The sequence below is a fragment of the Allobosea sp. 2RAB26 genome (genome assembly GCF_052115465.1).
In the GTDB taxonomy this organism is placed as follows: domain Bacteria; phylum Pseudomonadota; class Alphaproteobacteria; order Rhizobiales; family Beijerinckiaceae; genus Allobosea.
The window spans coordinates 450,203-466,825 of sequence record NZ_JBFRGS010000003.1 but is presented as its reverse complement, the minus strand read 5'-3'; the positions used below and the strand labels follow the sequence as shown (position 1 = coordinate 466,825).

Here is a 16,623-nt window from a genome sequence, read left to right as displayed (position 1 = left end):
ATCTCAGCGCGCGCGCGAACGCACCTGGAAGACGTCGAAGGTCAGTTCCGCGACCTGCCACCAGAGATACTGGTCCGAGCGGAAAGCGGTCATCGTATCGATGGCCTTCTTGAAGTCCGGGTTCTTGGCCGAGATCTCGGCGTAGAGTTCGTTCGTGGCCTTGAGGCTGGCTTCGAGGATCTCCTGCGAGAACGGGCGCAGCTGCGTGCCGGCACCGACCAGGCGCTTCAGCGCCGGCGGGTTCACGACATCATAACGCGCGCCCATCTGCGTGTTGGCATAGGTGCAGGCGGCGGTCAGGGCTGCCTGGTAGGCCTTGGGAAGGGCGTTCCACTTCTCCAGGTTGACGAAGGCATGGACCGTCGGCCCGCCTTCCCAGAAGCCCGGATAGTAGTAGTACGGCGCGACCTTGGAGAAGCCGAGCTTCTCGTCGTCATAGGGGCCGACCCACTCGGCGCCGTCGATCGTGCCCTTTTCCAGCGCCGGATAGATGTCGCCACCGGCGAGCTGCTGCGGCACGACGCCGAGCTTGGCCAGAACCTGGCCGGCGATACCGCCGATGCGCATCTTCAGGCCCTGAAGATCGGCAACGGTCTTGAATTCCTTGCGGAACCAGCCGCCCATCTGCGCGCCGGTATTGCCGCAGGGCAGGCCGTAGATGTTGAACTTCTTGAAGAACTCGTTGAACAGCTCATTGCCGCCGTTCTGATAGAGCCAGGCATTCTGCATGCGGGCGTTGAGACCAAACGGCACCGATGCGGGAATCGCGAAGGTCGGATCCTTGCCGACATAGTAATAAGAGACGGTGTGCGCCATCTCGATCGTGCCGTTGGTGACGGCATCCGCCGCCTGCAGGCCGGGAACGATTTCGCCCGCCGCGAAGACCTGGATCTGGAAATTGCCGTCGGTCAGTTCGGAGACCATCTTGGCCATGATCTCGGCGCCGGCATAGATCGTGTCGAGAGACTTCGGGAAGCTCGACGCCAGGCGCCATTTCACTTCCGGTTTCGACTGCGCAACGGCCGGCATGGCGACAGCGGAGGCCGCAGCGCCAGCAGTGGCGGCCTGAATAAATTGACGACGCTTCATTATGGACATCTCCTCGGATTTCGACTTTGCGATGCGCAGGCGGGTTCGGTCCCGTTACGGCGAAGTTTCAAGGATCATTCTGGCTAGGAATGCAGTCGATCTTGCGGGCATGTTTGGTTGATCCAAACTTTCATTCCTGCCGCCGATCCGCGCCTGCACAAGATTTGCGCAGCTCTCCCCAAACATCGCATCACCGTCAACCAACCCAGACGCCTCGACAATTGCGCTCAAGGCATGGCACGGCTGCACACGAAGCGCATGGTACTTTCGCGGGGCCCGGTCAACCTCCGATCGCGCAATGCAGACAAATTGATGAGAGACGCGACATGGATCAGGACAAACTCGCCAGGCTGAGAGCCCGCTATGCCGGCGCGAGCGGGGGCGACATCCACGACCCGCGCTTCGCCAAGGTCGCTGCCGACCAGTTCAAGGGCGACCGTCGGAAATGGCCCTTCTCCGACGTTGCGACCTTCATCAGCGCGCCCTACCAGCCCGATGCACTGAGCAAGCCCGATCTCGGCGGGCTCGACGTCGCGATCATTGGCCTGCCGATGGATCTCGGCGTCACGAACCGTGCCGGCACGCGGCTGGGGCCGCGTGCGGTCCGCGCCGTCGAGCGCATGGGGCCGATGGATCACGTCACCGGCATGGCACCCTTCGGCCAGCTCAAGGTTGCCGATATCGGCGACGTGCCCTTCCGCTCGCGCTATTCGCTCGAGAGTTGCCACGAGGATATCGAAGCGACTTTCAAGACGATCGTGAAGGCCGGCGTCTCGACGCTTGCGGTCGGTGGCGACCATTCGATCACCTATCCGATCCTCAAGGCTGTCGGCGAGAAGCGCCCGGTCGGCATGGTTCATATCGACGCGCATTGCGACACGTCCGGGCCCTATGAAGGCTCGAAATTCCATCATGGCGGGCCATTCCGGCAGGCCGTGCTCGATGGTGTGCTCGATCCCGAGCGCGTCATCCAGATCGGCATCCGCGGCGGCGCCGAGTATCTCTGGGAGTTCTCCTACGAGTCCGGCATGACCGTGATCCATGCCGATGAGGTCGACCGCATGGGGCTCGATGCGGTGATCGCAAAGGCGCTTGCCGTGATCGGCGACGGGCCGACCTATGTCTCCTTCGATGTCGATTCGCTCGACCCGGCCTTCGCGCCCGGCACCGGCACGCCCGAGGTCGGCGGCTTGACGCCGCGCGAGGCCCTTGCGATCCTGCGTGGCCTCAAGGGCCGCGATATCGTCGCGGCTGACGTGGTTGAAGTCGCGCCGCAATATGACGCGACCTCGAATACGGCCCAATGCGCGGCGCAGGTCCTGTTCGCCGAACTCTGCCTGATCGCCGAGGCGCGCGCTGCCGGCAAGGGCAGGCCGTGAAACGCAAGGCCGTCCAGCTCGACGCGATCGACCGCAGGATCGTCACGATCCTGCGCGCGGAGGGCCGCATCACCAATCAGGCGCTCTCGGAGCGGGTCGGCTTGTCCGCCCGCCCCTGCCTCGAGCGCGTGCGCAAGCTCGAAGCCTCGGGGCTGATCCTCGGCTATGGCGCGAGGCTGTCGCCGGAGATCGCGGGCCACGCCATCGTCGCCTTCGCGCAGATCTCGCTGCGCGACCACTCGGTCGGGCGGCGCGAACGGGTCGAGAAGGTCTTGAGGGCCTGCCCGGACGTGGTCGAGGTGCAGGTGGTCAGCGGCGAGGCGGATTATCTTGCCCGCATCGTCGCGGATTCACTGGCGGAATATGAGGAACTGACGGGGACCTGGCTGGCCGATGCGCAGCTCGGCGTGGCCAAGATTGCCACCACCTTCGCACTGAAGGCGCTGAAGGACTTCGACGGATACCCCCTGGCGGAGCAGTAAGCAGCGCAGCGGGCGCCATGTCCTGAATTCATGGCGCCCTGCCCCACGCGCGATCGAGCCCTTGAGCTCTTGCGCCGAACGCATGTCGGAGACAATATATTGCAGCGCAGCGTGAACATCGCGCCGCAGCATCACGCCTTCATCACCCGGACGAATTCCATGACCTCCTCCAGCACGGGAGCGGCTGTCGCGCGCCCAGCAGGATCGCTTGCCGCGCCGGCTCAACGCACCAGCCTCGTTCTGTTCGCATTGGCGATGGGTGGCTTCGCCATCGGGACGGCCGAATTCGCGGTCATGAGCCTGCTGCCCTATTTCTCGGTCGGCCTGGGCGTCGACGGGCCGACCGCCGGGCACGTGATCAGCGCCTATGCGCTCGGCGTCGTTGCCGGCGCCCCCGTCATCGCAGTGCTCGCGGCAAAACTCTCGCGGCGGACGCTGCTGATCGGGCTGATGGCGGCCTTCGCCATCACCAACAGCTTGAGCGCGCTTGCTCCCACCTATGGCTGGATGCTCGTCTTCCGCTTTCTCAGCGGCCTGCCGCACGGCGCCTATTTCGGCGTCGCAGCCCTGGTCGCCGCCTCGCTGGTGCCGAAGAACCGGCGTTCGCAGGCGGTCGCTCGCGTCATGCTGGGGCTGACGATCTCCACCATTCTCGGCGTGCCCCTCGCCAACTGGCTGGGCCTCGCGCTCGGCTGGCGCTGGGGCTTTGGCGTCGTTGCGGCCTTGGCCCTCCTCACCGTCATTCTGGTCGCGGCTTTCGCGCCGAAGGACAGGCCGCAGCCTGGGGCGAGCCCGCTGCGCGAACTCGGCGCGCTTCGGCACCGGCAGGTCTGGCTGACGCTGGCGATCGGCGCGATCGGCTTCGGCGGCATGTTCGCGGTCTACACCTATGTCGCCTCGACCCTGATGGAGGTCACGCATGTCGCGCCGGGCATGGTGCCGGTCGTGCTCGCCATCTTCGGGCTCGGCATGACCGTTGGCACGCTCGTCAGTGCCTGGGCGGCGGACCGGGCTCTGATGCCGTCGGTCGGTGGCATCCTGCTCTGGAGCGCGGCCTCGCTCGCCCTGTTTCCGCTCGCCGCCGGCAATATCTGGACCGTCTCGATCGTGGTCTTCATGATCGGCTGCGGCGGCGGCCTTGGCACGCCTCTGCAAACCCGGCTGATGGATGTCGCGGAGGACGCGCAAACCCTCGCTGCCGCGTTGAACCACAGCGCCTTCAACCTCGCCAATGCGCTCGGCCCCCTGCTCGCCGGCATGGCGATTGCCTCCGGCTATGGCTGGACCTCGACGGGCTGGGTCGGCAGCGCGCTCGCGCTCGGTGGCTTCGCGATCTGGCTGCTGACGCTGTGGGACATGCAGGCCAGCAAGGCAGGCAGGGCAACGCTCGTCCCGGGCGAATAACGTCTCCAATAAACCCCTGCCAGCGTCCCGTCAGCGGGACGCTGGCGCTGCGATCAGACTCATGGCCGCAGGAATGGCCGCGCGCCCCTCGTCGAGGCGGTCGGTCAGGACATAGTACCAGTTGAAGCCGATATAGAGCGCGAGCCGCGTCTCGATCTCGCTTTCGGCAATCTCGCCTCGCCCGGCCGCCGCGGTGAAGAGCTTGCTCAGGTGCAGTGTCCGCTTCGGCAGGAATTTCAGGCGCAGGGCGTCGAGAGCGGCGCTGTTCGATTGGGCTTCGGCGATGAGGGCGCGAAAGGTCCGGCCTGATGGTGTCGCCGACCAGAAGTCCCAGAGCCCCTCGGTATAGGCGACCAGGTCCCCCGTCAGGTCCCCCGTCATCGGCTGCGTCAGCATAGACGCCTTCTCGGCGTCATAGACGTCCATGAGCAGATCGGCGCGCGTCTTCCACCACCGATAGATCGTCGGCTTGCCGGCACCGGCGCGCCGGGAGACGGCGTCGATCGAGAAACCCGCATAGCCCCCTTCGGCCAGCACGGCGCGGGCCGCGGCGAGAATCGCAGCCTCAGAGGCCGGACTGCGCTTGGCCCCAATCGAGGCGCGCCGTGGCGTGGGCTGATCGATCCCGCTCATGAGTGACGACGCAACTCCTTTATGTCATCCGCCTCTTGCATAACGAAACGGGCCGTGCATATCAATATATCGAAACGGTACGTTTCGTTTTGGAGAAGACCATGTCTCAATCGTCATCACTCCCCGGCATCCTCGCCAGACTTCGCTTCCTGGGCACGCTCATGGTCGGCGCCTATCTCCTCATCAACGCCCTGCTGAGCCTGCTTGCTCCCCTGACGGCCGGCTGGTCGACCTGGTCGGTCACCGCGCTGGCCGTGCCGCCCATGGTGCTCGGCATGGTCTATCTCGTGATACCGATCGCGCGTCGCGGCACGGCCTAGCCACGTCCATCCGGCGCTGGCGTGTCCGATTCTGTCGCCCACTCGACAGAATCGGCCGCCGATGGAGCTGATTCCAACACGAACCGGTCGTCTCGGCAGATTTACCCTCACTGGAACGAGGGAGAACGACCATGGATGCAATCGCGCTCGAGCAGCAGGTCTGTGCCGCCAACTACGCGCCACTGCCGATCATGCTCTCACATGGCGAGGGTGTCTGGCTGACCGATACCTCCGGGGTGAAACGGCTCGACATGATGAGCGGCTATTCGGCCGTCAGCCTGGGCCACGGTCACCCGCGTATTCTCAAGGTCCTGAGCGAACAGGCGCGCAAGCTCGCGGTGACGAGCCGGGCCTTCCACTGCGAACCTCTCGGCCCCTTCCTCGAGAAGCTCTGCGCCGTATCGGGCCAGGACATGGCGCTGCCGATGAACACCGGCGCCGAGGCGGTCGAAACCGCCATCAAGGCGGCACGGCGCTGGGGCTACCGGGTCAAGGATATCGCCGGGGATCAGGCCGAGATCATCGTCGCCGCGGGTAATTTCCACGGGCGTACCACGACGATCGTCGGCTTCTCCTCCGAGGACAGCTATCGCGACGGTTTCGGCCCCTTCGCACCGGGCTTCGTGACGGTGCCCTTCGGTGATTCAGCGGCCGTCGAGGCGGCGATCACCCCCCGCACCGCCGCCATCATGATCGAGCCGATCCAGGGAGAAGCGGGCATCGTCATGCCGCCTGCGGGCTATCTCAAGCGGTTGCGCGAACTCTGCGACCGCCACAACGTCCTGCTGATCCTCGACGAGATCCAGTCCGGGCTCGGACGCACCGGGCGCTGGTTCGCACATCAGCATGAGGGCATCCGAGCGGACGGCCTGATCGTCGGCAAGGCGCTTGGCGGCGGTGTCTATCCCGTCTCGGCCTTCCTTGCCTCTCGGGATGTCATGCGCCTGTTCGAGCCCGGCTCGCATGGCTCGACCTTCGGCGGCAACGCGCTCGCCGCCGCGATCGGGCTGGAGTCGCTCAAGATCATCGAGGAAGAGCGGCTGGTGCAGCGCTCCGCCGAACAGGGCGCTCACATGAAGCAGCGCCTTGCCGCGATGACCCGCGGTATCGCGCGGGACGTCCGGGGAGCCGGTCTGTGGATCGGCGTCGATATCCATCCGGCAGTGGGTTCCGCCAAGGCGCTCGTCAAGGCAATGGCCAGCGCCGGCGTGCTGACCAAGGAAACGCACGAGACGGTCATCCGATTCGCCCCGCCGCTGACGATCAGCCGGGCGGAACTGGACTGGGGACTCGACCGCTGCGAGGCAGTCTTTGCCGCGTTTGGCGGACAGCGCAGGGCCAGCGCGGCCTGAGCACGGTGTCGAAGCGCGCAGGCACAATCCGCGCGGAATCAGACAGGGGCATAAACAATCAATAAAATCAATTATTTGCACTGCCTTCCCTTTAAGCGGCTTCGCTCAGAAAAGCTGCATGCCCCCACTTGCGGGCAGGGCACAGGATCGCACAATCTGTAAGCACAAGCCGGACACGGGAACTCGAAACGCCCGGCCGGTCAAACCTGTGGGAGGTACCATGAAAGGTTTCGTTCGTTTGATCGCCGCCGCTGTGCTGACGGCTGCCGGCGCCACTGGCGTCCTGGCCCAGGCAAAGGAGTGGAAGGAGATCCGGATCGGCACCGAAGGCGCCTATCCCCCCTTCAACAATCTCAACGCCAAGAAGGAACTCGAAGGCTTCGAGATCGACTATGCGAACATGCTTTGCGAGAAGATGAAGGTGAAATGCACCTGGGTGGTCCAGGATTGGGACGGCATCATCCCGGCGCTGCTCGCCAATAAATACGACATCATCATCGCCGGCATGAACGCCACCGATGAGCGCAAGAAGCAGGTCGACTTCACCGCGGTCTACACCAAGACCCCGATCTGGGCGATCAGCGCCAAGTCGGCTGGAACCGACATCTCGCCGGCAGCCCTGAAGGGCAAGGCCATCGGCACGCAGGGCTCGACCATCCACGCCAACTTCCTCGAGAAGTTCTACAAGGATTCGACCATCCGCCTGTACCCGACCCAGGAAGAGGCGAATCTCGACCTGGCGAATGGGCGGCTTGACTACATCATCGCCGACTCGCTCTCGCTCGAGGACTTCCTCAATGGCAAGGGCAAGGATTGCTGCAAGAAGGCGGCCGACGTTCCGCGTGACGCCACCATCCACGGCCCCGGCACGGCCGGCGCGGTGCGCAAGGCCGATGTTGAACTGAAGGCGATGTGGGACAAGGCGATCGCCGAATCGATCGCCGACGGCTCGCACAAGAAGATCCAGGACAAGTGGTTCAAGTTCCCTATCCTGTGACAATAGCCGGCTGACCGAACCCCGTCGGCGTGCCTCGCGCGCCGGCGGTGGTCCATTTCCCTCCCCTCGCCGGCTTATCCATGTTCGACAAACTCGCACTGCTCGGTTTCGGCGACGGCGGCTGGGGCCTCGCCCTGCTCCAGGGCGCCGGGATCACCATCGCAATCGCGCTGGCAACCCTGCCTTTCGGCCTGCTGCTGGGCCTGATCGTCGCGCTCGGCAAGCGCTCCGAGAACATTGTTCTGCGCTGGCTGGCCACGGTCTACACGACCGTTTTCCGCGGCGTGCCGGAACTTCTGACGCTCTACATCATCTATTTCGGCATCCAGATCGTGCTGCAGAAGGCCTGGGTCTCGCTCGGCCTGCCCGGCAATTTCAGCATGCCACCCTTCGTCGCCGGCATGGTGGCGCTCGGCGTGGTGCTCTCCGCCTTCTCCAGCGAGGTTTGGGTCGGCGCCCTCAACTCGATCCAGAAGGGCCAGCGCGAGGCCGCCGCCGCGCTCGGCCTGAGCAAGGGGCAGGCCTTCCGCCTCGTGGTCTTCCCTCAGCTCATCCGGGTGGCGCTGCCCGGTTTGGGCAATAACTGGATGGTGCTGCTGAAGGAGACCTCGCTGGTCTCGGTCATCACCCTGCCCGACATCATGTTCATCACCACCCGCGCCAATGTCGCGACCAAGGAACCGTTCCTGTTCTTCGGTGCGGCGATGCTGATCTACCTGTTCTTCTCGCTGATCTCGGCCTGGGGCGTCGGGCGTCTCGAGATCCGTGCCAATCGCGGCTTTGCTGCCTTCGGTGGAGCGACGCGATGAGCTGGTGCGAATATCCGGGCTATCTCTTCGGCAGCGAGGTTTTCCAGAATTACGGCTGCCGGATGGCGAGCGGCCTGTGGGTGACCTTCGAGCTTGTCGTGATTTCGGTCGCGATCGGCTTTGTGCTGGCACTCGGGCTCGCCATCGCACGGCTTTACGGGCCGCGCTGGGCCAAGGCCGCGATCAACGGCTACACCACCTTCTTCCGCGGCACGCCGCTGCTGTGCCAGCTCTTCCTGGTCTATTACGGCCTCGGCCAGTTCCGGCTGTTCTGGCAGGATGTCGGGCTGTGGTGGTTCTTCCGGGAGCCGTTCTACTGCGCGCTGCTGACCTTCACCGTGAACACGGCCGCCTATCAGGCCGAAATCCTGCGCGGCGCAATCCAGTCGATCCCGCGCGGCCAGTTCGAAGGCGCCATGGCGCTCGGGCTGCATCGCTGGTCGACCTTGCGCCTTGTGATCATGCCCCAGGCGATGATCCTGGCGCTCAGGCCACTCGGCAACGAGCTGATCGTGATGATCAAGGCCAGCGCAATCGCCTCGCTCGTCACGCTGTTCGACCTCATGGGCGCGACGAGGCTCGCCTTCGCCCGGTCCTTCGATCTCACGATCTATCTCTACGCCGCGCTGATCTATCTTCTCCTGGTCGAGGTGATCCGGCGGGTCTGGGACCGGCTGGAACTCAGGCTGACGCGGCATATGGCGCTACGCTGAGCGGGGCGCGCCGCGCCCCCTCTCCATTTCCGACAAAGTGCCTTGGCGTCCGCGCGACTTCCCCCAATGGGTCGCGCGCGCTACAGGCCGAAGCGAAACCAGAACCTATCAGCGGAGCGGAACATGGCTAAGGTTGCCTTCATCGGTCTCGGCGTCATGGGCTACCCCATGGCCGGCCACCTCAAGGCCAAGGGCCACGACGTCACCGTCTATAACCGCAACGCGGCCAAGGCCCAGGCCTGGGTGGCGCAGCATGGCGACAAATCCGCCCCGACACCGGCCGAGGCGGCCAGGGGCCAGGAGATCGTCTTCGCCTGCGTCGGCAATGACGACGATCTGCGCTCCGTGACCATCGGCGAAGCCGGAGCCTTCGCGGGCATGGCGAAGGGCGCTGTCTTCGTCGACCACACCACGGCCTCGGCTGGCGTCGCCCGCGAACTCGACGCGGCCGCGAAGGCCGGCGGCTTCGGCTTCATCGATGCGCCGGTCTCCGGTGGCCAGGCCGGCGCCGAGAACGGCGTGCTGACCGTGATGTGCGGCGGCGCGCCGGAAACCTATGCCCGGGTCGAGCCGGTGATCGGTGCCTTCGCGCGGATGTGCAAGCTGATGGGCCCGGCCGGCTCTGGCCAGCTCACCAAGATGGTCAACCAGATCTGCATCGCCGGACTGGTGCAGGGGCTGTCCGAGGGCATCCATTTCGCCAAGCGCGCCGGCCTCGATGTCGAGTCCATGCTGGAGGTGATTTCCAAGGGTGCCGCCGGCTCGTGGCAGATGGAGAACCGCGGCAAGACCATGAATGCCGGGAAGTTCGACTTCGGCTTCGCCGTCGACTGGATGCGCAAGGACCTCGACATCGTGCTCGAGGAGGCGCGTCGCAACGGTGCCCAGCTCCCGGTCACCGCGCTGGTCGACCAGTTCTATGCCGAAGTCCAGAAGATGGGCGGCAAGCGCTGGGATACGTCCAGCCTGATTGCGCGCCTCGAGGATTGAGCGGGGCTCTCCGCGTTCACAGGACCAGCCGCGCCACCTCCTCGCGCAACACCGGCAGAAGCTCCGCCTCGAACCAGGGATTGCGCTTCAGCCAGGCGTTGTTGCGCCAGGAAGGATGCGGCAGCGGCAGCACCCGCGGGCGGCGTGGCTCCGCCAGGATCGCGCGCCAGCCAGCGACCGTGGCGGAGAGATTGGCACCCGCCTTCGCGCCGAGATGCCAGGCCTGCGCATAGCGGCCGATGGCGAGGACGAGCTCGACCTGCGGCATCGCCGCAAGCACGCGTGAGCGCCAGATCGGTGCGCATTCGCGGCGCGGCGGCAGATCCCCGCCCTGCGCGTCGAGCCCCGGGAAGCAATGGCCCATCGGCACGACCGCGACCCTGGCTGCGTCGTAGAACGCCGCTTCGTCGAGCCCGAGCCATTGCCGCAGCCGGACGCCGGACGGATCGGTGAACGGCTTGCCGCTGGCATGGACCCGGGTGCCCGGCGCCTGGCCGGCAATGCAAAGCCTGGCCGTCGGCGAGGCCTGGATCACCGGGCGCGGCTCATGCGGAAGCGGCGGCTGGAAGCGCGGCTCGTCGCGACAGATGCGGCAGGCAGCCAGTTCCTGCAGCACCGCGGCGAGCGTCTCCGGCGGGCGCTCCCGATCCGGCTTCATCGCGCCGCCAGACGGGACGGCTCCCCGCGCCGCTGCGAAATCAGGCCGTCGCAGGTCCATATCTTGGCGCTGGTCGCATAGCCATGCGGATCACCCGCTTCGATGGTGGCGATGCCGTTGATGCGGCCGCTCGGCCGGTTGCGCAGGACATAGAGGTCTCCGCTGCGCTCGACCGTGAAGCAATAGGTGCGACGCTGCTCGGGCGGTCCGTAGTAATAGCAGACCGCGTCCGGCGTGGTCGTCCAGCAGGCGTCGCGGTTCGGCACGTGCCGGTTATGTCCGCTCGCCCGGCCGTCGGCGTGATGGTACTCGCTGAAGGGCATGCCGTTATTGTAGCGGCCGCTGACGGTATTGCCTTCGAAAACGCGGCGGAGGTCCTCGCCGCTCAGGCGCTCCGCGGCCGTCACCGGAGAGTTGGTGGCGGCCTGAAGCATGAGCGCAGCCGCAAGGAGCAGCAGACGCATCATCGCGAGGCAAGCCTGCGCCGTGACATCGGGACCTCAGGTGCCTGCGAGATCAAGCCGTCGCAATACCAGGGCTCCCCCTTGTCGGAATGCCCGCGCGGATTGCCGGGCTCGATCGTGGCAAGAGCATTGATCTGCCCGTTCGAGACATTGCGCAGGACATAGAGCCGATCCGTCAGCTCAACCGTGAAGCAATGCACGGTGCGGTCGCTGGGAGGGCCATAGTAGTAGCAGACCTGATCCTCCTTCGTGATCCAGCAGGCATCCTTGTTCGGCTGCCAGCCATTATGGCCGAGTGCGCGGCCATCCGGCTCATGATACTCGGTGAAGAACCCGCCATTGGTGTAGCGGCCGCTCACCGTGTTGCCCTCGAAGGCTCGCTTGATCGCCTCGCCGTTCAGCCGTTCGGCCGCGACGGAGGGCTGGACCAGCACCAGCAGCGCCAGAATGGCGAAGACCGGTCGCATCAGGCCTTCCAGCTTGGCCGCGCGGACACTTCGTCATGCCACCGGCGGATGTTGACGCATTCCTCAGGCAACCGAACCCGGGACGGCTTCATGAAGTCGACGGCGATGCCTCCAGTGATATCGGCCACCGTGAACCGATCCCCGGACAGGAAGCGGCTACCCGCGAGCTGGAGCTCCATGATCAGGAGGTGGTCATCGATCTGCTCGCGGCTGGCCTCGGCCCATTCCGGCACCTGATGCTCGAGCTCCGCCATCGACGGGTGGCTGTGCCGGAAGACAGACATGACACTGCTGAACAGGCCCAGCTCGACGCGCCGGTTCCACATCTCGATCTGCGCCTGTTCCTTGGCATCCCCGCCGAAGAGCACGGGTTGGGGATGCAGGCTTTCGAGATAGCGGCAGATCGCAATCGTCTCGGCGAGCGCCGTTCCATCGTCGAGCATCAGCACCGGCAGGCGCTTCAGCGGGTTGATGCGGGCGAATTCGGGCGTGAGGTGTTCCTTCCGGGTGATATCGACCGGCACGAGCTCCGGGAGGGGAACGCCCTTCTCTGCGAAGAAGATGCGGACCCGCCGCGGATTGGGCGCGCGCCCGCCATCATAGAGCTTCATCGTCAACCTCATCGGAAACCGCGTGCGAACCCGACCATGGCGGAGGTCCGGCGGTCAACCATTTCAAACCCATTCGTGATGGCGCAGCCATGCGCGCTAGAGTCGCCCTGCGTCCGTTCGGACGCAGGTTCGGCGATCTAGCTCCTTGCTTAAGCATCGGATTTTCCGAAAACCGGATTCCACTTTTCGGTCCAATGCTCTACCGCGGATGAGCCTTGCGCCACGCCTCCGGCCGCTCGAACTGCAGCGCCCAGATGCCGCGCCCGGCCGCTCGCGCCTCGTCTTCCTCGCTGCGATAATCACCATAGGCGACGGCATGGCCCTGCCGCACCATCGCGGCGTTGATATCGGTCTCGCCCTGCCTGCAGCGTGCGAGGCCGCGGCCGTAGCGATCGACCCGGCCGATGTCGCAGGTGACGAGACCGCGCCCGATCAGCGCCAGCAGGGCACGGCGGGCGGCACGGCCGCAATCCACATCCCTGCCCGCGCTGTCGCGACAGCTCTGGCGGAATTCCGGGGCATCGATGCCTTCGAGCCTGAGCTCTTCGCCATTCAGCCGCAGCGAATCGCCATCGATCGCCTGGGCGGCTCCGGCAAGCATGCGGGCGGGGCCAAGCTTGTATTGCAGGACAGCGCCGGCAATCGCCAACAGGCCGAGCAGCCCGAGTGCGACGACCAAATCGACCGGGCGGCTGACGCGGCGCCAGCCGAAAGGTCCATATCGAGATCGTCCGAATCCGAAGCGCGCCATCAGTAAGAGCTTAACGATTTCGAGACCATAATGGCGAGCCGGGCGTGCAGGGTCTGCCGCCGGAAGAGGTAGATGCGTTCCGATTATGGCGGAAGTGACGGCCGAACAGATCCAGCGAGGGCGCGGTCCCGACCCTACGGCGTTGGCGCGGCGCAAGCTCGTCACGCGCGAGGTCAAGTCCGTGCGCGAGCGGCTGACCTCGACGACCGGCCTCGAACGCGCCTTCGACTACGAATTGCTGCGGGTCTTCGCCCAGTATCGGATGCACGGCTCGGTCGGCGCGCTGGTCCTGGCGTTGTGCATCGCGACCGCCGCTTGCCTCTGGGTCCCGGCTTACCAGGTCACCACCTGGCTCGGCATCGTCATCCTGGCCTCGGCCGTCATGGTCCTGCTTTGCCGCCGCTTCCTGGCACAGCCGGCCGGCGAGGTGAATATTCGGCGCTGGCGCCGCCTGCTGCCGGCGGCGGAAGCCTTTCACGGCCTGTCCTGGACGTTGATCCTCGTCCTGTTCGCGCAGGTCGACGGGCCGGGCGCCAAGGTCTTCGTGATGACGACGCTGCTGGTCGTCAGCGCGCTGACCGTAATGCTGGCGGCGACGATCCCGCTTGCGGTCTATTCCGGACTGGGGCCGGTCACCATCGGCATCACGCTGTTCTTCTGGGGCCGCTCCGACATCGACAGCGTCACCATGGCGCTGATGGCGGCATCGGCCCAACTCTTCTTCATCTTCCTCGCCCACCGGCTCTATTCGAGTTCGGTCGCAACCATCGAGTTCCGCGCCGAGAAGGACGCGCTGATCGCCGAGCTCGAGACCGCGACCGCGAATTCCGACGAGGCGCGCCGCAAGGCCGAAGAGGCCAACCTCGCCAAATCCCGCTTCCTCGCCACGATGAGCCATGAGCTGCGGACGCCGCTCAATGCCATTCTCGGCTTCTCCGAGGTGATGAAGAACGAAATCTTCGGCGTTCACGCCAACCCGGCCTACAAGGAATATTCGGGCGACATCCACGGCTCCGGCCAGCATCTGCTCAACCTGATCAACGAGATTCTCGATCTCTCGCGGATCGAGGCCGGCAAATACGCGCTGAACGAGGAGGCCCTCAGCCTGGCAGGCGTGGTCGACGAATGCCGGCACATGCTGAAGCTGCGCGCCAAGGCCAAGGGGCAAACGATCCGCGAGGCGGCCGAGCCCGATCTGCCGAAGGTCTGGGCGGACGAGCGCGCGATCCGGCAGGCGGTACTCAACATCCTGTCCAACGCGATCAAATTCACGCCGCAGGGCGGCGACATCACCATCAAGGTCGGCTGGACGGCGAATGGCGGACAATACGTCTCGGTAACGGACACCGGGCCGGGCATTCCCGAGGATGAAATCCCGATCGTGCTGCAGACCTTCGGGCGCGGTTCACTCGCCATCAAGACCGCCGAACAGGGCTCCGGCCTGGGGCTGCCGATCGTGAAGGGGCTGCTTGATCTCCATAATGGCGGCTTCCATCTGAAGTCCAGGCCGCGCGCCGGCACGGAAGTGACGATTACCCTGCCGCCCGAGCGCGTGATGGACACGCTGGCGGCGCTGCCCGAGCCGGCACGGTCGGCGGCTTAGGCGCGCTGTACGCACGGGATGCGCTCGCCAGAGCGGAGTTCCGATCGGATGGAACGAGGCCGCCGAGACTGCCCGGTTCCATCACGCAGATCGCCTGAACGGCCGCCCCGCTCGCGAAGGGAGAGAGAATGAGCGCTGCCATGGCGCGCGATCCGGCACGCTGCTGGGGCAGGTGGTGGGGCATATCTGAGGGGCTGCCGCGCCAACCGTGACAGCATCCGAAGCGATCACTTTGACGCTCCCGGCAAGTCCGGCAGTCACCACTCACCCAGCTGGCTTCAAATAGAAAATCGATACCGCAACCGCCCATTAAGGATTAAAATGCCGGCTACGCCCTTGTTTCACGGCGGGTAGGAGGGAATGACGGCTCGCAGCGCCCATGGCCGTTGGAGCTCCCCTCGAGCGATACAGAGCTTCATACGGCAAGCGCAGCGGACGGCACCCCACAGCTGTCACGCGTGGATTTCGCGGTGCGAGCCATCAAGCGTGAAACACCGGAGAAAGTGCCTTGAAGTAAAGGGAGGGCGTCATGCCCATCCAGATCCCGAGTGATTTCCGCCGCGTGATCGTCGCTGCATCGGTGGGGAACGTTATCGAATGGTATGACTTCTACATATTCGGCAGCTTGGCCGCCATTCTGTCGGTCAAGTTCTTCGAGCAGAGTCATCCGGTCGCGGCATTACTGAGCACGATCGCGCTGTTTACCGCCGGTTTCCTGATCCGTCCGCTGGGAGCATTCCTCTTCGGATGGATGGGCGATCGGGTCGGCCGCAAATACACCTTCCTCGTTACGCTCAGCGGAATGGGACTGGGCACCGGGGCGATCGGGTTGATCCCGACCTACGACTCCATCGGTCTGACTGCCGCATTCATTCTCTTCGGTTTGCGGATCATCCAGGGCCTGTGCCTGGGTGGCGAATATGGCGGCGCCATCACCTATGTCGCCGAGCATGTTCCGGACGAGCGCCGCGGCTACTACACGGGCTGGCTGCAAACCTCCCCGACGCTCGGGATCGTGGTATCGCTCATCGTGATCATCGCGACCCGCACCTATTTCGGCGAGGCGACGTTCAACGCATGGGCTTGGCGCGTTCCATTCTTGATATCCTTCCTTCTGGTCGCCGTCGCAATCTACATCCGGCTCCAGCTCCAGGAGACGCCGATCTTCGAGGCGATCAAGGCCAGGGGACAGATGACCAGGAACCCCTGGAAGGAAGCCTTTCTCAGCTCCAACATCAAATATGTCGGGATCGCCACCCTCGTGCTGATCGGACAGGGAGTGGTCTGGTACAGCGGCCAGTTCTGGGCGTTGTATTTCCTGCAGCAGGTTTCAAAGCTGGACCCGCTGACCTCGTCCTATATCGTGGGAGCAGCGCTGCTCCTCGCAACCCCGAGCTTGATCTTCTTCGGCTGGCTATCCGACATCATCGGCCGCAAGCCAGTGATCCTGGGCGGCATGCTGCTCGCCGCGATCACGTACTATCCGCTGTATCTGTGGCTGGGAACGGTCACGCGACCCGGCAATGTCCACTTTCCGACCGCGATCTTCATCATCTTCATCCTCGTTTGCTATGTCGGGATGGTGTATGGGCCGGTCGGGGCCTTCCTCGCCGAATACTTCCCCGCCAGGATCCGGTACACGTCGGTATCGGTTCCCTATCACATCGGAAATGGCTGGGGTGGTGGATTGGTGCCATTCATCACGTCGGCGGCCTTCGCGGCGACCGGGAGCGTCGGCTACGCGTTGATCTACCCGATCGCCGTCCCGGCCGTGTGCTTCGTGCTCTGCCTCTTCCTGATGCCGGAAACGCGCCAGATCAGTATCTGGGAACCCTTCGAGACGAAGGCCGCAACCTGACGAGGTCGCGCATTTGCGGGGCTGCCCGGGCCCCGTCACGGCG

At 65.0% G+C, this 16,623-nt stretch carries 18 protein-coding genes; 11 read left to right on the top strand and 7 right to left on the bottom strand.

Going from position 1 to position 16,623, the window contains the following annotated elements; translation table 11 throughout:
* Positions 1 to 3: 3 nt before the first annotated feature.
* Positions 4 to 1,089 (bottom strand): TRAP transporter substrate-binding protein, encoded by a 1,086-nt coding sequence (locus AB4118_RS07885; RefSeq protein ID WP_441489205.1) that lies wholly within the window; start codon positions 1,087 to 1,089, stop codon positions 4 to 6.
* Positions 1,090 to 1,415: 326 nt separating this feature from the next.
* On the opposite strand from AB4118_RS07885, the gene speB reads away from it, so the two are divergent.
* The 3 genes from speB to AB4118_RS07870 all read left to right on the top strand — a co-directional run bounded on the left by speB (position 1,416) and on the right by AB4118_RS07870 (position 4,354).
* The gene (speB, locus tag AB4118_RS07880) at positions 1,416 to 2,468 is read left to right on the top strand and encodes an agmatinase (protein WP_441489204.1); all 1,053 of its coding nucleotides are present in this window, start codon (positions 1,416 to 1,418) and stop codon (positions 2,466 to 2,468) included.
* Positions 2,465 to 2,950: an Lrp/AsnC family transcriptional regulator gene (locus AB4118_RS07875; protein WP_069877198.1), complete on the top strand. Its 486-nt coding sequence runs from the start codon at positions 2,465 to 2,467 to the stop codon at positions 2,948 to 2,950. The genes speB and AB4118_RS07875 overlap by 4 nt, the downstream gene beginning before the upstream one ends.
* Positions 2,951 to 3,109: 159 nt before the next feature.
* Positions 3,110 to 4,354, top strand: coding sequence for an MFS transporter (locus tag AB4118_RS07870; RefSeq protein ID WP_441489236.1), 1,245 nt, complete (start codon positions 3,110 to 3,112; stop codon positions 4,352 to 4,354).
* 30 nt (positions 4,355 to 4,384) lie between these two features.
* Here the strand turns inward: AB4118_RS07870 and AB4118_RS07865 are convergent, their stop codons facing one another.
* Positions 4,385 to 4,987 carry a TetR/AcrR family transcriptional regulator gene (locus tag AB4118_RS07865; protein ID WP_441489203.1) on the bottom strand — a complete coding sequence of 201 codons (603 nt, stop codon included), beginning with the start codon at positions 4,985 to 4,987 and terminating at the stop codon, positions 4,385 to 4,387.
* Between the two features lie 101 nt (positions 4,988 to 5,088).
* Between AB4118_RS07865 and AB4118_RS07860 the strand changes: the two genes are divergently transcribed.
* The 6 genes from AB4118_RS07860 to AB4118_RS07835 all read left to right on the top strand — a co-directional run bounded on the left by AB4118_RS07860 (position 5,089) and on the right by AB4118_RS07835 (position 10,168).
* On the top strand, positions 5,089 to 5,307 hold the full coding sequence (locus tag AB4118_RS07860; RefSeq protein WP_441489202.1) for a hypothetical protein: 219 nt from the start codon (positions 5,089 to 5,091) through the stop codon (positions 5,305 to 5,307).
* Between the two features lie 131 nt (positions 5,308 to 5,438).
* Complete coding sequence (gene rocD / locus AB4118_RS07855; RefSeq protein WP_441489201.1) at positions 5,439 to 6,659, top strand: ornithine--oxo-acid transaminase; 1,221 nt, start codon at positions 5,439 to 5,441, stop codon at positions 6,657 to 6,659.
* 220 nt (positions 6,660 to 6,879) lie between these two features.
* Positions 6,880 to 7,656, top strand: coding sequence for a transporter substrate-binding domain-containing protein (locus AB4118_RS07850; RefSeq protein ID WP_441489200.1), 777 nt, complete (start codon positions 6,880 to 6,882; stop codon positions 7,654 to 7,656).
* An 80-nt stretch (positions 7,657 to 7,736) separates the two neighbouring features.
* A complete protein-coding gene (locus AB4118_RS07845; RefSeq protein WP_069877202.1) occupies positions 7,737 to 8,465 on the top strand; it encodes an ABC transporter permease in 729 nt (242 codons plus the stop codon).
* Positions 8,462 to 9,178 carry an ABC transporter permease gene (locus tag AB4118_RS07840; RefSeq protein ID WP_113514721.1) on the top strand — a complete coding sequence of 239 codons (717 nt, stop codon included), beginning with the start codon at positions 8,462 to 8,464 and terminating at the stop codon, positions 9,176 to 9,178. Before AB4118_RS07845 ends, AB4118_RS07840 begins: the two co-directional genes overlap by 4 nt.
* Positions 9,179 to 9,301: 123 nt before the next feature.
* Positions 9,302 to 10,168 carry an NAD(P)-dependent oxidoreductase gene (locus tag AB4118_RS07835; RefSeq protein WP_441489199.1) on the top strand — a complete coding sequence of 289 codons (867 nt, stop codon included), beginning with the start codon at positions 9,302 to 9,304 and terminating at the stop codon, positions 10,166 to 10,168.
* Positions 10,169 to 10,184: 16 nt separating this feature from the next.
* On the opposite strand, the gene AB4118_RS07830 is transcribed toward AB4118_RS07835, so the two are convergent.
* From AB4118_RS07830 to AB4118_RS07810, 5 genes are all read right to left on the bottom strand, one after another.
* The gene (locus tag AB4118_RS07830; RefSeq protein WP_441489198.1) at positions 10,185 to 10,826 is read right to left on the bottom strand and encodes a uracil-DNA glycosylase family protein; all 642 of its coding nucleotides are present in this window, start codon (positions 10,824 to 10,826) and stop codon (positions 10,185 to 10,187) included.
* Positions 10,823 to 11,293, bottom strand: a complete 471-nt coding sequence (locus AB4118_RS07825) for a hypothetical protein (RefSeq protein WP_441489197.1) — start codon at positions 11,291 to 11,293, stop codon at positions 10,823 to 10,825. The genes AB4118_RS07830 and AB4118_RS07825 overlap by 4 nt, the downstream gene beginning before the upstream one ends.
* Positions 11,290 to 11,757: a hypothetical protein gene (locus AB4118_RS07820; RefSeq protein ID WP_441489196.1), complete on the bottom strand. Its 468-nt coding sequence runs from the start codon at positions 11,755 to 11,757 to the stop codon at positions 11,290 to 11,292. The genes AB4118_RS07825 and AB4118_RS07820 overlap by 4 nt, the downstream gene beginning before the upstream one ends.
* Positions 11,757 to 12,368 (bottom strand): glutathione S-transferase family protein, encoded by a 612-nt coding sequence (locus AB4118_RS07815; RefSeq protein ID WP_441489195.1) that lies wholly within the window; start codon positions 12,366 to 12,368, stop codon positions 11,757 to 11,759. Before AB4118_RS07815 ends, AB4118_RS07820 begins: the two co-directional genes overlap by 1 nt.
* A 199-nt stretch (positions 12,369 to 12,567) precedes the next feature.
* Entirely contained in the window at positions 12,568 to 13,119 is a 552-nt protein-coding gene (locus AB4118_RS07810) for a thermonuclease family protein (protein WP_441489194.1), read from the bottom strand.
* Between the two features lie 85 nt (positions 13,120 to 13,204).
* On the opposite strand from AB4118_RS07810, the gene AB4118_RS07805 reads away from it, so the two are divergent.
* Positions 13,205 to 14,722, top strand: a complete 1,518-nt coding sequence (locus AB4118_RS07805) for a sensor histidine kinase (protein WP_441489193.1) — start codon at positions 13,205 to 13,207, stop codon at positions 14,720 to 14,722.
* Between the two features lie 529 nt (positions 14,723 to 15,251).
* The gene (locus AB4118_RS07800) at positions 15,252 to 16,580 is read left to right on the top strand and encodes an MFS transporter (RefSeq protein ID WP_441489192.1); all 1,329 of its coding nucleotides are present in this window, start codon (positions 15,252 to 15,254) and stop codon (positions 16,578 to 16,580) included.
* The last annotated feature ends 43 nt before the right edge of the window (positions 16,581 to 16,623 follow it).

Excerpts from the sequence above, each read along its gene's own strand:
- AB4118_RS07835 (WP_441489199.1), top strand. The coding sequence starts at position 9,302 with ATGGCTAAGGTTGCCTTCATCGGTCTCGGCGTCATGGGCTACCCCATG.
- AB4118_RS07820 (WP_441489196.1), bottom strand. The coding sequence starts at position 11,757 with ATGCGACCGGTCTTCGCCATTCTGGCGCTGCTGGTGCTGGTCCAGCCC.
- AB4118_RS07800 (WP_441489192.1), top strand. The coding sequence starts at position 15,252 with ATGCCCATCCAGATCCCGAGTGATTTCCGCCGCGTGATCGTCGCTGCA.
- AB4118_RS07870 (WP_441489236.1), top strand. The coding sequence starts at position 3,110 with ATGACCTCCTCCAGCACGGGAGCGGCTGTCGCGCGCCCAGCAGGATCG.
- AB4118_RS07805 (WP_441489193.1), top strand. The coding sequence starts at position 13,205 with ATGGCGGAAGTGACGGCCGAACAGATCCAGCGAGGGCGCGGTCCCGAC.
- AB4118_RS07840 (WP_113514721.1), top strand. The coding sequence starts at position 8,462 with ATGAGCTGGTGCGAATATCCGGGCTATCTCTTCGGCAGCGAGGTTTTC.
- AB4118_RS07850 (WP_441489200.1), top strand. The coding sequence starts at position 6,880 with ATGAAAGGTTTCGTTCGTTTGATCGCCGCCGCTGTGCTGACGGCTGCC.
- AB4118_RS07865 (WP_441489203.1), bottom strand. The coding sequence starts at position 4,987 with ATGAGCGGGATCGATCAGCCCACGCCACGGCGCGCCTCGATTGGGGCC.
- rocD (WP_441489201.1), top strand. The coding sequence starts at position 5,439 with ATGGATGCAATCGCGCTCGAGCAGCAGGTCTGTGCCGCCAACTACGCG.
- AB4118_RS07845 (WP_069877202.1), top strand. The coding sequence starts at position 7,737 with ATGTTCGACAAACTCGCACTGCTCGGTTTCGGCGACGGCGGCTGGGGC.
- speB (WP_441489204.1), top strand. The coding sequence starts at position 1,416 with ATGGATCAGGACAAACTCGCCAGGCTGAGAGCCCGCTATGCCGGCGCG.
- AB4118_RS07825 (WP_441489197.1), bottom strand. The coding sequence starts at position 11,293 with ATGATGCGTCTGCTGCTCCTTGCGGCTGCGCTCATGCTTCAGGCCGCC.
- AB4118_RS07830 (WP_441489198.1), bottom strand. The coding sequence starts at position 10,826 with ATGAAGCCGGATCGGGAGCGCCCGCCGGAGACGCTCGCCGCGGTGCTG.
- AB4118_RS07860 (WP_441489202.1), top strand. The coding sequence starts at position 5,089 with ATGTCTCAATCGTCATCACTCCCCGGCATCCTCGCCAGACTTCGCTTC.
- AB4118_RS07810 (WP_441489194.1), bottom strand. The coding sequence starts at position 13,119 with ATGGCGCGCTTCGGATTCGGACGATCTCGATATGGACCTTTCGGCTGG.
- AB4118_RS07815 (WP_441489195.1), bottom strand. The coding sequence starts at position 12,368 with ATGAAGCTCTATGATGGCGGGCGCGCGCCCAATCCGCGGCGGGTCCGC.
- AB4118_RS07885 (WP_441489205.1), bottom strand. The coding sequence starts at position 1,089 with ATGAAGCGTCGTCAATTTATTCAGGCCGCCACTGCTGGCGCTGCGGCC.